The sequence below is a fragment of the Pseudomonas sp. Irchel 3E19 genome, from assembly GCF_900187585.1.
Classification (GTDB): domain Bacteria; phylum Pseudomonadota; class Gammaproteobacteria; order Pseudomonadales; family Pseudomonadaceae; genus Aquipseudomonas; species Aquipseudomonas baetica.
This window is the reverse complement of record NZ_FYDT01000032.1, coordinates 36,014-47,748: the sequence shown is the minus strand read 5'-3', so window position 1 is coordinate 47,748 and position 11,735 is coordinate 36,014. Positions and strand designations below refer to the sequence as shown.

At 59.5% G+C, this 11,735-nt stretch carries 11 protein-coding genes; 6 read left to right on the top strand and 5 right to left on the bottom strand.

Annotation, left to right across the window (positions count from 1 at the left end; all coding sequences use genetic code 11):
• Positions 1-127 precede the first annotated feature (127 nt).
• Both aroQ and CKW18_RS19700 read left to right on the top strand, forming a co-directional pair.
• Positions 128-577 (top strand): type II 3-dehydroquinate dehydratase, encoded by a 450-nt coding sequence (gene aroQ, locus CKW18_RS19705; RefSeq protein ID WP_095190334.1) that lies wholly within the window; start codon positions 128-130, stop codon positions 575-577.
• Positions 574-1,428, top strand: a complete 855-nt coding sequence (locus tag CKW18_RS19700) for a shikimate dehydrogenase (protein ID WP_095190333.1) — start codon at positions 574-576, stop codon at positions 1,426-1,428. Before aroQ ends, CKW18_RS19700 begins: the two co-directional genes overlap by 4 nt.
• A gap of 112 nt (positions 1,429-1,540) precedes the next feature.
• On the opposite strand, the gene CKW18_RS19695 is transcribed toward CKW18_RS19700, so the two are convergent.
• Positions 1,541-2,218, bottom strand: coding sequence for a TetR family transcriptional regulator (locus CKW18_RS19695; protein WP_095190332.1), 678 nt, complete (start codon positions 2,216-2,218; stop codon positions 1,541-1,543).
• A gap of 102 nt (positions 2,219-2,320) precedes the next feature.
• On the bottom strand, positions 2,321-4,222 hold the full coding sequence (gene quiC / locus CKW18_RS19690; RefSeq protein WP_095190331.1) for a 3-dehydroshikimate dehydratase QuiC: 1,902 nt from the start codon (positions 4,220-4,222) through the stop codon (positions 2,321-2,323).
• A 302-nt stretch (positions 4,223-4,524) separates the two neighbouring features.
• On the opposite strand from quiC, the gene CKW18_RS19685 reads away from it, so the two are divergent.
• Positions 4,525-5,862, top strand: a complete 1,338-nt coding sequence (locus CKW18_RS19685) for an MFS transporter (protein WP_095190330.1) — start codon at positions 4,525-4,527, stop codon at positions 5,860-5,862.
• A 129-nt stretch (positions 5,863-5,991) separates the two neighbouring features.
• On the opposite strand, the gene CKW18_RS19680 is transcribed toward CKW18_RS19685, so the two are convergent.
• A complete protein-coding gene (locus tag CKW18_RS19680; RefSeq protein WP_095190329.1) occupies positions 5,992-6,870 on the bottom strand; it encodes a DMT family transporter in 879 nt (292 codons plus the stop codon).
• Between the two features lie 343 nt (positions 6,871-7,213).
• Between CKW18_RS19680 and CKW18_RS19675 the strand changes: the two genes are divergently transcribed.
• The 3 genes from CKW18_RS19675 (at position 7,214) to CKW18_RS19665 (ending at position 10,060) form a co-directional block, all read left to right on the top strand.
• The gene (locus CKW18_RS19675; RefSeq protein ID WP_095190328.1) at positions 7,214-8,083 is read left to right on the top strand and encodes a neutral zinc metallopeptidase; all 870 of its coding nucleotides are present in this window, start codon (positions 7,214-7,216) and stop codon (positions 8,081-8,083) included.
• Between the two features lie 135 nt (positions 8,084-8,218).
• Positions 8,219-9,106 carry a neutral zinc metallopeptidase gene (locus CKW18_RS19670; protein ID WP_095190327.1) on the top strand — a complete coding sequence of 296 codons (888 nt, stop codon included), beginning with the start codon at positions 8,219-8,221 and terminating at the stop codon, positions 9,104-9,106.
• Positions 9,107-10,060, top strand: coding sequence for a hypothetical protein (locus CKW18_RS19665; protein ID WP_095190326.1), 954 nt, complete (start codon positions 9,107-9,109; stop codon positions 10,058-10,060).
• A 115-nt stretch (positions 10,061-10,175) separates the two neighbouring features.
• Here CKW18_RS19665 and CKW18_RS19660 read toward each other — a convergent pair whose 3' ends face one another.
• Both CKW18_RS19660 and tesB read right to left on the bottom strand, forming a co-directional pair.
• On the bottom strand, positions 10,176-10,769 hold the full coding sequence (locus tag CKW18_RS19660; RefSeq protein WP_095190325.1) for an HAD family hydrolase: 594 nt from the start codon (positions 10,767-10,769) through the stop codon (positions 10,176-10,178).
• Positions 10,766-11,635, bottom strand: coding sequence for an acyl-CoA thioesterase II (gene tesB / locus CKW18_RS19655; RefSeq protein ID WP_095190324.1), 870 nt, complete (start codon positions 11,633-11,635; stop codon positions 10,766-10,768). Before tesB ends, CKW18_RS19660 begins: the two co-directional genes overlap by 4 nt.
• Between the last annotated feature and the right edge of the window lie 100 nt (positions 11,636-11,735).

Here is an 11,735-nt window from a genome sequence, read left to right as displayed (position 1 = left end):
GCGATCACCGAACATAAAACGCCAAGGTCAATGTTGTTCAATTGACCGATGTAACCATCTAGTACATTTTATCTCCACAGGCTGAAACCCTCGGCCAAAGCCAAAAACAATAAGTGGAGTTACCCCCATGCCCCCTATCGTTCTGGTGCTCAACGGCCCGAACCTGAACCTGCTCGGCACCCGCGAGCCGGCGACTTATGGCCACGAAACCCTGGCGGATATCTCCGCGCTGTGCGGCCGCGCGGGCGAAGAATTCGGCCTGGCCGTGGAGTTTCGCCAGACCAATCACGAAGGTGAACTGCTCGACTGGATTCACGGAGCACGCGACCGTTGCGCCGGGATCGTGATCAATCCGGCGGCGTGGACGCACACCTCGGTGGCGATTCGCGATGCACTGGTGGCCAGTGAATTGCCGGTGATTGAAGTGCACCTGTCCAACGTCCATGCCCGCGAACCGTTCCGGCATCATTCGTTTGTCTCGGCCATCGCTACGGCGGTGATGTGCGGGTTTGGCAGCCATGGCTATCGTCTGGCTCTGGAACATTTCAGCCAGCGGCTGAAGGGATGCCCGGCATGATCCGCAAGAACGTAATACTGGCCGGACTGATCGGTGCCGGCATTCAGGCCTCGCGCACACCTGCGCTGCATGAGCACGAGGGTGATGCGCAGGACATGCGCTATCTGTATCGCTTGGTCGACCTCGATCAATTGCAGTTGGACATCAACGCCCTGCCCGACTTGCTGCTGGCCGCTGAGCGCATGAACTACACCGGCCTGAACATCACCTTCCCGTGCAAGCAAGCGATCATCCCGCTGCTCGACGAACTGTCGCCGGAAGCTCGCGGCATCGGCGCGGTGAATACCGTGGTGCTCAAGGACGGCAAACGCGTCGGCCACAACACCGATTGTCTGGGATTCGCCGAGGGTTTTCGCCGTGGCTTGAATGACGCTGCGCGTAACCGCGTAGTCCAGATGGGCGCTGGCGGTGCAGGCGCGGCAGTGGCCCACGCGCTATTGAGCGAAGGCGTACAACGGCTGAGCATTTTCGACGTGGACAGCGAACGCGCTGAAAGCCTGGCGAACAACCTCAATCAGCATTTCGGCGTTGGCCGCGCAGTGGCCGGGCATGATTTGCCAAGCACGCTGAATCAAGCCGATGGCCTGGTGAACACCACGCCAATGGGCATGGCCAAACTGCCGGGCATGCCGGTTCCGGTCGAGTTGCTGCGCAAGGACTTGTGGGTGGCGGAGATTGTGTACTTCCCTCTGGAGACCGAACTGCTGCGCAACGCCCGCGCCTTGGGCTGCCGAACGCTGGATGGCGGCAACATGGCGGTGTTTCAGGCAGTGAAGGCGTTTGAGTTGTTCAGCGGCGTGGTGCCGGACGCGCAGCGGATGCTGGCGCATTTTCAAAGCATGGAGGGTTGAACTCAATCCTCCTGTGGGAGCGGGCTTGCTCGTGAAAGCGGTGTACCCGTCAGCAGATGTATAACTGACCGGACGCTTTCGCGAGCAAGCCCGCTCCCACAAGGGAAATGCATCAGGCTTGCAGGTAGCGCAACACCGACTCGCAGATCATCTCGCGATGACGTTGCTTGATGCTTTCGTCTGGCAGGTCGATCTGGAAAATCTCGCCAAACGTCTGGCGGTTCGACACGCGATAGAAGCAGAACGAACTGATCAGCAGATGCACGTCCAGCGCATCGAGCCCACTGCGAAACACACCCTCTTCGGCACCCCGGCGCAGGATCTCGCCGAGTGAATCGAGGATGGTGTTGTTCATCGCCTTGATCGCATCCGAACGCTTCACGAATTCAGCGTTGTGGATGTTCTCGATGCAGACGATGCGCACAAAATCGACGTTGCGGTCGTGGTGATCGAAAGTAAATTCGACCAGCCGCCGAATCGCCTCCACCGGCGGCAGCTCGGCCAGGTGCAGGCGGCTTTCCGTATTGCGAATATCGCCGTAGAGCTTCTCCAGCACCTCGACGTACAACTGCTCCTTACTGCCGAAGTAGTAATAGATCATGCGTTTGGAGGTGTGGATGCGTTCGGCGATCGCGTCGACGCGGGCACCGGACAATCCTTGCTGGACGAACTCGACGATCGCCTCCTGCAGGATGTTCTCGCGGGTCTTTTCCGGGTTGTTCTTGCGACTCTTGCGCGGCTCTACGACGGGCTCGACGGGGGCTGCGGGGAGTTCTGTAGTCATTGTCATTGCGGGCTCACGGCCATCACTGCACACGCCGGCGATTATGGGCCGCGCGGCACAGTGAAGGAAGCCGCGCGACCCGTGTTTAATCCCCCGCTTACGAAATTCCTACAACTTCGCCTGGCGCACTGCGCCACTGCGTGATTTGGCCATCGCCGCCAGGCGCACCGCCACGTTCGCCGCGCCGTAGCCGGCATAACCGTTTTTACGCTGGATGATTTCGAAGAAGAACCGCCCTTCGAACGGTTCGGTGTAAACGTGAAACAACTCGCCGCCCTGCGCGTCACGGTCATAGAGCACGTTGTAATACGCCAGCTCACTGAGGAACTCATCATCGAAATCAAAGCGCGCAGCCAGATCGTCGTAATAGTTCAGCGGGATATCCAGCAGCGGCACGCCTGCTTCCTTGGCGCGGCTGACTTCGGCGAAGATGTCGTCGCAATCGAAGGCGATGTGGTGCACGCCGGAGCCGCGGTAACTCGACAGAGCGTGAGAGATCGCTGTATTGCGGTTCTCGGAAATGTTCAGCGGCAAACGGATCGAGCTGTCGCGGCTGCGTAACGCGCGGCTCTTCACCAGACCGTAGGGGTCGGGCAGGACCACTTCGTCGTCAGCCTCGAAATCGAGCAGGCTCTTATAGAACAGCACCCAACTGTCGAGGCTGTCGGCCGGCAGCGCCATGGCCATGTGATCGATGCGCTTGAGACCACCACCGGCAACTGCGTCGGGCCGCACATTGAAATCAGTGCCGTAGACATCAGCGTCTTCATCCACCAGATAAATCAGGCTTGCGTCTGGCGCGCGCACCGCCGCCAGCTCCAGCTCGTTGGGACCGACCAGTCCGCGATAGGGCTGGCCCTTATAAGCCACAGCGCGGGCCAGCGCACTGGCGCTGTCCTTGACCCGCACCGCAGTGGCGCACAGCGACGGGCCGTGCGCCTCGAAAAAGCTGTGACCAAACGAATAGGGCTCTGCGTTGAGGATCAGGTTGATATCCCCCTGGCGCAGCAGGCTCACACTCTTGGAACGGTGCTGCCCGGCCTTGACGAAACCCAGACGTTCCAGCCAGTTCGAGAGCTTGGCACCGAGCGCTTCGTCGACGGCGAATTCGAGGAACTCAATGCCGTTGTACTCGCTGGCCTTGGGCGTTTCGAAGAGGATTTCACGGTTGGCCACGGGGGCTGCTTCCTGCTCCAGGCGCTGGCGGGTTTTCTCTTCCAGATACAGCAGCGAGCGCAAACCATCGGCGGCATTGGCCCGTGGTGGCGCGGCACGGAAACCGTCGTTGAAGATTTCCAGCGACAGCGGCCCGGTGTAACCGCTCTTGATGATCGGCGCGAGGAACCCCGGAAGATCGAATTCGCCCTGCCCCGGGAAGCAGCGGAAATGCCGGCTCCACTCCAGCACATCCATGGCCAGAATCGGCGCATCGGCCATTTGCACGAAAAAGATCTTGTCGCCGGGGATGTCGGCAATCGCGCTTGGATCGCCTTTGAGCGACAGCGTATGGAAACTGTCGAGCAGCACGCCCAGGCTCGGGTGATCGGCTTGACGCACGATGTCCCAGACCTGTTGCCAAGTATTGACGTGGCGCCCCCAGGCCAACGCTTCGTAACCGATGCGCAACCCACGTGCGCCGGCATGTTCAGCCAGCAAACGCAGGTCATCGACGAGGATTTGCTGATCGCCGACGCTGTCGGCCGAGGCGTTGCTGCACACCAGCACCAGATCGGTGCCCAGCTCCTGCATCAGGTCGAACTTGCGCTCGGCCCGCTCCAGATTGCGCGCCAAGCGATCACGGCGGCAGCCTTCGAAATCGCGGAACGGCTGAAACAGGGTGATGGCAATCCCGAGATCGGCGCACATCTGCTTGATTTCACGGGGACTGCCGTCGTAGTACAGGAGATCGTTTTCGAAAATCTCTACCCCGTCGAACCCGGCGGCGGCGATGGCTTCGAGTTTTTCCGGCAGGGTGCCGCTCAGGGAAACGGTGGCAATGGAACGCTGCATGTTTCTACTCCCGGACTGCGCCGCTTTATCTTTACTGTAGGAGCAGCCTGCGGCAGCTCCTACATGGGATGGTTTTTTATCGTGGGGAAATTATTGGCTGCATCAGTTCGCGCAGCAATTTAAAGTGTACTACCCGGTTAGTTTTGCGTGCGATTATCGAACACAATGGCGGTTTGGCGAATTGACGATTTTTCGTCCACTGCCCAACATCGGCAACACATTGAGTCCGGATCTGAACCACCGGTCGCAGCGTGCAAGAAAAAAAGCACACCAAATAAAAAATCCAAAAACGGGTGGAACACATGATTCCTTCACAGACTTCCCGCATGGCCCCGGCCATGAGCACTGCCACGGGTGGCATTGGCGACAAGATCCGCGGCGCCATGGCGGTCGGCAAAACCCGTTGGGGCATGCTGGCGCTGGTGTTTTTCGCCACCACCCTGAACTACATCGACCGCGCCGCCCTCGGCGTCATGCAGCCAATCCTCGCCAAGGAAATGAGCTGGACGGCGATGGACTACGCCAACATCAACTTCTGGTTTCAGGTCGGCTACGCCATCGGCTTCGTGCTGCAAGGGCGGTTGATCGACCGGGTCGGCGTCAAGCGCGTGTTCTTCTGCGCGGTACTGTTGTGGAGCCTGGCCACCGGCGCGCACGGTCTGGCGACTTCGGCGGTCGGCTTCATGGTCTGCCGGTTCATTCTCGGCCTGACCGAAGCGGCGAATTACCCGGCCTGCGTGAAAACCACACGCCTGTGGTTCCCGGCCGGCGAACGCGCCGTGGCTACCGGTATCTTCAATGCCGGGACCAACGTCGGCGCGATGTTCACGCCGATGCTGTTGCCACTGGTTTTGCACGTGTGGGGCTGGCAGGCGGCGTTCCTGTGCATGGCGGCGCTGGGCGGGATCTGGCTGTTGTTCTGGGGCCTGAAGTACTTCAACCCGGAAGATCACCCGAGCGTGAAACAGTCCGAGCTGGACTACATCCAGCAGGAAGTCGAACCGGAGCAGGCCCGCGTGCCATTCTCGAAAATCCTCCGTATGCGCGGCACCTGGGCCTTCGCCCTCGCCTACTCGCTGACCGCGCCGGTGTTCTGGTTCTACCTGTACTGGCTGCCACCGTTTCTCAATCAGCAATACAACCTGGGCATCAACGTGACCCAGATGGGCATCCCGCTGATCATCATCTACGTCACCGCCGACTTCGGTAGCGTCGGGGGCGGCATTCTGTCCTCGTTCCTGATCGGTCGCGGGATGAACGCGATCAAGGCGCGGCTGCTGTCGATGTTCCTGTTTGCCTGCTGCATCATCGGTGTGGTCATGGCCGCCGGTTCCGCCAATCTGTGGGTCGCGGTGGCGGCGATTTCTCTGGCGATCGGCGCGCATCAGGCATGGACGGCGAACATCTGGAGCCTGGTGATGGACTACACGCCCAAGCACATGATGAGCACGGTGTTTGGTTTCGGCGGCATGTGCGCGGCGATCGGCGGGATGTTCATGACCCAGATCGTCGGTCACATCCTTACCGTCACGAACAACAACTACACCGTGTTGTTCACCCTGATTCCGGCGATGTACTTCATTGCGCTGACCTGGATGTACTTCATGGCGCCGCGCAAGATTCCGACCGTCACCGAGTAACCTGCGCCTACACCAAACCTAGTGTGGGAGGGGGCTTGCTCCCGAAAGCGGACTGACATTCAAAACGAATGTCGGCAGATACACCGCCTTCGGGAGCAAGCCCCCTCCCACACGTTTCTGCATCGCTCCTCAGCGGCGGCTCTGCTGCCACGCCGCCGCCAACCCGCTGCAACAGATCACCGCAATCCCGATCACGGTCAACAGGCTCGGCGTGTGATTGAACAGCAGCCAGCCCAACAACCCCGCAAACACGATCTGGCAATAACCGAACGGCGCCAGCAACGCCGGTGCGGCATGGCGGAACGCCTGAGTCAGAAACAAATGCGCGGTCATCCCGCAACTGCCCAGCGCCAGCATCAGCCCGGCGTGAGTCAACGTCGGCACCTGCCAGAAGAACGGCACCAAAGCACTCATCACCAACGTGTTGCACAACCCGGCAAAGAAGTTGCTGGTGGTCGGGCTATCGATTTGCGCGAGCTTGCGGGTCAGCAGTTGGTAGAAGCAGAAAAACAGCGCCGAGCAGAACGGCAGCAACACCGCCGGGGTGAACAGTTCACCTCCGGGATGAACGATGATCAGCACGCCGATAAACCCACAGATCACCGCGATCCATTGGCCACGGGTCACCTTTTCCTTGAGCAGCGGCACCGACAATGCCGTCACCAGCACCGGAGCCAGGAAGTTCACCGCCGTCGCTTCCGCCAGCGGGATGTACAGCAGCGCCGTGGTGAAAAACAGGCTCGTACCGAGCAGGCACAGCGCCCGGATCAATTGCAGCAAAGGACGTTTGGTTCGCAGCACGCGCAGCCCGGACTGCGGTAGAAAAATCCCCGCCATCAACAAGGTGTGCACCACATACCGTGCCCACACCACCATCACGATCGGATAGAACCCCGACAGATACTTCGACAGTGCGTCATGGCTGGAGAACAGGAAGGTCGCCAGGACAATCAGCAAGATCCCTTTGAAGGGTTGGTTGACTCCGGATAACGGCGTGCTGACGGTCATGAGGTCTCCTTGTAAACACTGCGCAACAATCTAGAGCCAGGTGTCGGACTCTCACAGACAACAATTGAAATAGTGGGCGAACAGCGCACTGCATTGCATGAAGAAAATCGTCTGGCGTCGAACCATCGGCGTATGTAACGCACTGTGGCGTGAATCTTCGGCCAGGCAGTCCTACCTTCCAGCGTGGTTCATTTCGACAAGTTAATACTGAAAAAGGGCACTTTCGTCTCTTCGACGGGATTTGTCTTACGCGTTCTTACAGATCTGTCCTGCCAATATTGATCTCTGCAGTTATTCATAGGCCCGGCAATTTCGCCGGAACAACCTGTATGAGAAAAGCGACATGTTATGGAACAAGGCAAGACGCAGCGAAAACGTCAACGATCAACGAAAGGACAAGGATGTCCGCAGCCCTACAGGGATAGCTTTAGCGGCGGGTCTGATCGTCTCGATAATGGCAGGTATGGGTGCCTACTGGGCCGACCTGGAGAAATCGGGCGACATCGAAACGGTCAATACGATGCAAGAGCAGCCCTTGGGAGAGATGGGAAAATTTGTGAAGGATGACCCCCATCGGTTTTTTGTCGAGTCCGTGCTGGGAAGCACCGAAGACGTCTGGACACAGATATTTGCGCAAGTGGGGAAACAGTATCAGTCGCCTGAACTTGTTCTGTATGACGTCGAGACCCAGTCTGCCTGTGGCGCGTATCGATCAAAAGAAGCCGGCCCGTTCTACTGCGAACTGGACAAGAAAATCTACATCGACCTCAAATCGCTGGAGTCTTTTACTGTTCAGGACTCAATGGTGGCGGACTTTGCGCAAGCCTATGTGATTGCTCATGAGGTTGGGCACCATGTTCAGAATGAAATGGGTGTGCTCAAACAAATGGAGGACGCCGAAAACAGCGGTGAATCCATGACCGGGGCTGACGGCCTGGGCGTGCGTCTGGAATTACAGGCCGACTGCCTGGCAGGCTACTGGGCACGCCATGCGCAAGAAAATCTGCAATGGCTCGACCCCGATGATCTGGATGAAGCCTTGGAGATTGCCTCAAAAGTGGGTGACGATTACCTGATGCGCAAAGCGCACCTGGAGGTTCGGCCGGAGGCGTTTACTCACGGCACTTCGCAACAGCGAATCAACTGGTTCAACACCGGTTTCAATGCTTCACACGGAGATGCCTGCACCACTTTTGAAGCAGCACAACTGTAAGATGCATGGATTGAGCACCGCTAAACGCCATTGACCAACGAACTGACATCTCCTGTGGAGTGTCTGACGACCGGACTGGCGCCGTTCCCACACACCAGCAACACTCATCACCACGATCAGAAAGAGGATTCCCACATGCTATGGAAAAAAGGCCGACGCAGTGACAACGTCGTCGATGCCCGTGGTGATGATACCGGCGGTGGCGGCGGCATGCGTTTCGGTGGCGGCAAGGGGTTGAGCCTGGGGGCAATCCTGCTGATCGTCGGCATCGGCTGGATCACCGGACAGGATCCGCTGCAGATCCTCGGTCAACTCACCGGACAAATGTCCGAACAGCCGGCACCCACCTCGCAGACGCGTCAGGCCCCACCGGCCAATGACGAACAGGCCGAGTTCGTCCGTTCGATCCTTGGCGACACTGAGGACACTTGGGGCACGGTTTTCCAGCAGGCCGGCCGTCAATATAAGGACCCGACCCTGGTGCTGTTCAGCAATCGGGTCAACTCCGCCTGTGGTCTGGCCACCTCGGCCACTGGCCCGTTCTACTGCCCGGCGGATCAGAAGGTCTATCTGGACATGGCGTTCTTCCAGGAGATGTCGCAACGCTTCAAGGCTGCCGGCGACTTCGCCCAAGCCTACGTGATCGCTCACGAAGTCGGACACCATGTGCAGACGCTTCTTGGCGTCTCGGCGAAAATTCAGACAGCCCGCCAGCAAGGTCGGCAGATGGAAGGTGCCGGTGGCTTGCTGGTACGTCAGGAATTGCAGGCCGATTGCCTGGCCGGCGTCTGGGCCTATAGCGCGCAGAAGCGCTTGAACTGGCTGGAGCCCGGCGACATTGAAGAAGCCTTGAATGCCGCCAATTCCATCGGCGATGATCGCCTGCAACAACAGGGTCAGGGCCGTGTAGTACCGGACTCGTTTACCCACGGTACGTCGGCGCAAAGGGTGCGCTGGTTCAAAACCGGATTCGCGCAGGGCCAGGTCGGCCAGTGCGACACCTTCGCGGCGAAAAACCTGTAAATGCATAAATGGCTTTTGGCTTTACTGATCATTGGCAGCACCGCGCAAGCGGCCGGCGTCGACGCGATCAGTCCCGGGCGCTTGCAATTGAAGGCCGGGGAAATGGCGGTGGGCATCGGGCCTGCGCCGGAAAAAATCGAGCGTGTGCTGATCGTCATTCATGGGCGCTTGCGCAACGCCGAGACCTATCGCAAAAGCGCCGAAAGCGCGGCCGAACTGGCCGGACAAACCGCCCACACACTGGTGATTGCGCCGCAGTTCCTCAATGAAAGTGATGTGGCCCTGTACTCGTTGCCCACCACGGTATTGCGCTGGAAAGGCAACGAGTGGATGGGCGGCGGTTTATCCACAGGCCCGAATCCGTTGAGTTCCTACGCAGCGCTGGACGAAATCGTCGCCCGCATCACCGATCGAAAACAGTTTCCAGACGTGAAGCAGATCGTGATTTTCGGCCACTCCGGCGGTGGCCAAGTGGTGCAGCGTTATGCGCTGCTGGCCAAGGATCAGCCGGCGCTGAAAGCCAACGGCATTCGCCTGCGTTATGTGGTCGCCAATCCGTCTTCCTACGCTTATTTCAACGAGCAGCGGCCCGTGGCGTTCGATCACGCCAAGTGCATGGGCTTCAATCGCTGGAAGTACGGTTTGTCAGACATGCCGGTGTACGCCGGTGGGCAAACGCCGTTGCAGCTTGAAAGCAGTTACATCAAGCGCGAGGTGATTTATCTGCTTGGGCAGCAAGACATCGACCCGCAACACCCGGCGTTGGACAAGGGCTGTGAGGCCCAGGCGCAAGGGGCTTATCGCTTGATGCGCGGCAAACTGTTTTTCGGTTATTTGCTGCGCCGGCATCCGGAAGGGGTGAATCAGCGGCTGGTGGAAGTGCTTGGAGTCGGGCACAACGGCGATGGGATGTTGACCTCGCCGGAGGGGCAAAAGGCGTTGTTTGATCAGTAAGCTGTTTGGCGGATTTAATGCCCTCTTCGCGAGCAAGCCCGCTCCCCCAGGGGTATGTATTCCAAATGTGGGAGCGAGCCTGCTCGCGAAGAAGTCAGCTCAGGCACCAAAGATTTCAGGCCAGAATCATCCGCCGCAACTCGACACAATCCTGCGCATGCCAATCCGTCAGCTCCGGCCACGGGTTATGCGGCAGGTTCACCAACACCGTCCGCGCGCCCGCTGCTCGCCCGCAATCGAGATCAAAGCGGTAATCGCCGACCATCACCATCTCACTGGCCGGTACCGCCCAGGCTTCTGCCAACTTGAGCAACCCACCCGGATGCGGCTTGGGCGGCGCTTCATCACGGCCCAGCACGTCTTCCACCGCGAAGCAGTCAGCCAGGCCAATCGCCTCTAGCGTCACATGCGCCAGTTCCCGCGCATTACGGGTGAGGATAGCGAGGCGATAACCGCGCGAATGCAGATCACGCACCAGTTCCACCGCACCGGTCGCCGGAGTCGAACCGAGTGCCAGATCGCGCTCATGCTCCAGCAACCACGCATGTTTCGCTGCCGCCTCCTCGGCCGGCAACGCGGCGAGATGGGTGAGGATGTCGTCCTCCGGCGGGATCGCCAGCGCCACGCGAATCGCCGCGAAGTCATGCACGGCGACGGTCAGGGTGCCGTCCATGTCGAACACCCAGTGCTTCACCTCGGCCAGGCTCATGCCCAATCCTTGCGATGGCGGATCAGGCCTTCCTGCGTCACCGACGCCACCAGTTGCCCGGCGCGGTTGAACACGCTGCCACGGGAGAACCCACGGGAATTTCCGGCCCACGGGCTGTCCATCGCGTAGAGCAACCAGTCATCGGCGCGCAGATCGTTGTGGAACCACAGCGCGTGATCGAGGCTGGCGACCTGCATGTCTTTCTGCCAGACCGATTTGCCGTGGGGCAGCATCGAGGTGGTCAGCAGACCGAAGTCCGAGGCGTAGGCCAGCAGGTATTTGTGCAGCGCCGGGATGTCGGCCAGCGCGCCATCGGCGCGGAACCACACGTACTTGACCGGATCCGCCGGTTGCGGGTTGTACGGATCTTTTTCGGTGACCGGGCGCACTTCGATCGGTTTCGGGCACGGCAATTTTTCACGCATATGCTCGGGGATCAGGTGCGCGCGTTGCTGGGTCAGTTCCAGTTCCGAGGGCAGGTTTTCCGGGCCGACCACCACCGGCATCGGAGTCTGATGCTCGAAGCCTTCTTCGTCGTACTGAAACGAAGCGCTGCTGGTGAAGATCGGGTGGCCCTTCTGGATCGCCGTGACGCGACGGGTACTGAAACTGCCGCCATCGCGCACGCGATCAACCGAATACACCACCGGCAACTTGGCGTCGCCAGGACGCAGGAAATAGCCGTGCATCGAATGCACATGACGTGTTTCTTCAACCGTCTGACTGGCCGCCGACAACGACTGACCGAGTACCTGCCCCCCGAACAACTGACGGAAACCCAAATCCTGGCTGCGGCCACGGAACAGGTTTTCTTCGATCGGTTCCAGGGTCAGCAGGTCGACCAGATCTTCCAACACTTGGCTCATTCAGACTCTCCTCACACAAAGCGATGTCGCGCAGTCTTGGCTGCGGCGGCCGATTCAGATTCTGGCGCGGGCCAATGATTTGGCGGCCATTGTAAACGTC

What these genes read in the sequence shown, in the direction of transcription:
- aroQ (WP_095190334.1), top strand. Translation starts at nt 128, where the DNA reads ATGCCCCCTATCGTTCTGGTGCTCAACGGCCCGAACCTGAACCTGCTC.
- CKW18_RS19700 (WP_095190333.1), top strand. Translation starts at nt 574, where the DNA reads ATGATCCGCAAGAACGTAATACTGGCCGGACTGATCGGTGCCGGCATT.
- CKW18_RS19695 (WP_095190332.1), bottom strand. Translation starts at nt 2,218, where the DNA reads ATGACAATGACTACAGAACTCCCCGCAGCCCCCGTCGAGCCCGTCGTA.
- quiC (WP_095190331.1), bottom strand. Translation starts at nt 4,222, where the DNA reads ATGCAGCGTTCCATTGCCACCGTTTCCCTGAGCGGCACCCTGCCGGAA.
- CKW18_RS19685 (WP_095190330.1), top strand. Translation starts at nt 4,525, where the DNA reads ATGATTCCTTCACAGACTTCCCGCATGGCCCCGGCCATGAGCACTGCC.
- CKW18_RS19680 (WP_095190329.1), bottom strand. Translation starts at nt 6,870, where the DNA reads ATGACCGTCAGCACGCCGTTATCCGGAGTCAACCAACCCTTCAAAGGG.
- CKW18_RS19675 (WP_095190328.1), top strand. Translation starts at nt 7,214, where the DNA reads ATGTTATGGAACAAGGCAAGACGCAGCGAAAACGTCAACGATCAACGA.
- CKW18_RS19670 (WP_095190327.1), top strand. Translation starts at nt 8,219, where the DNA reads ATGCTATGGAAAAAAGGCCGACGCAGTGACAACGTCGTCGATGCCCGT.
- CKW18_RS19665 (WP_095190326.1), top strand. Translation starts at nt 9,107, where the DNA reads ATGCATAAATGGCTTTTGGCTTTACTGATCATTGGCAGCACCGCGCAA.
- CKW18_RS19660 (WP_095190325.1), bottom strand. Translation starts at nt 10,769, where the DNA reads ATGAGCCTGGCCGAGGTGAAGCACTGGGTGTTCGACATGGACGGCACC.
- tesB (WP_095190324.1), bottom strand. Translation starts at nt 11,635, where the DNA reads ATGAGCCAAGTGTTGGAAGATCTGGTCGACCTGCTGACCCTGGAACCG.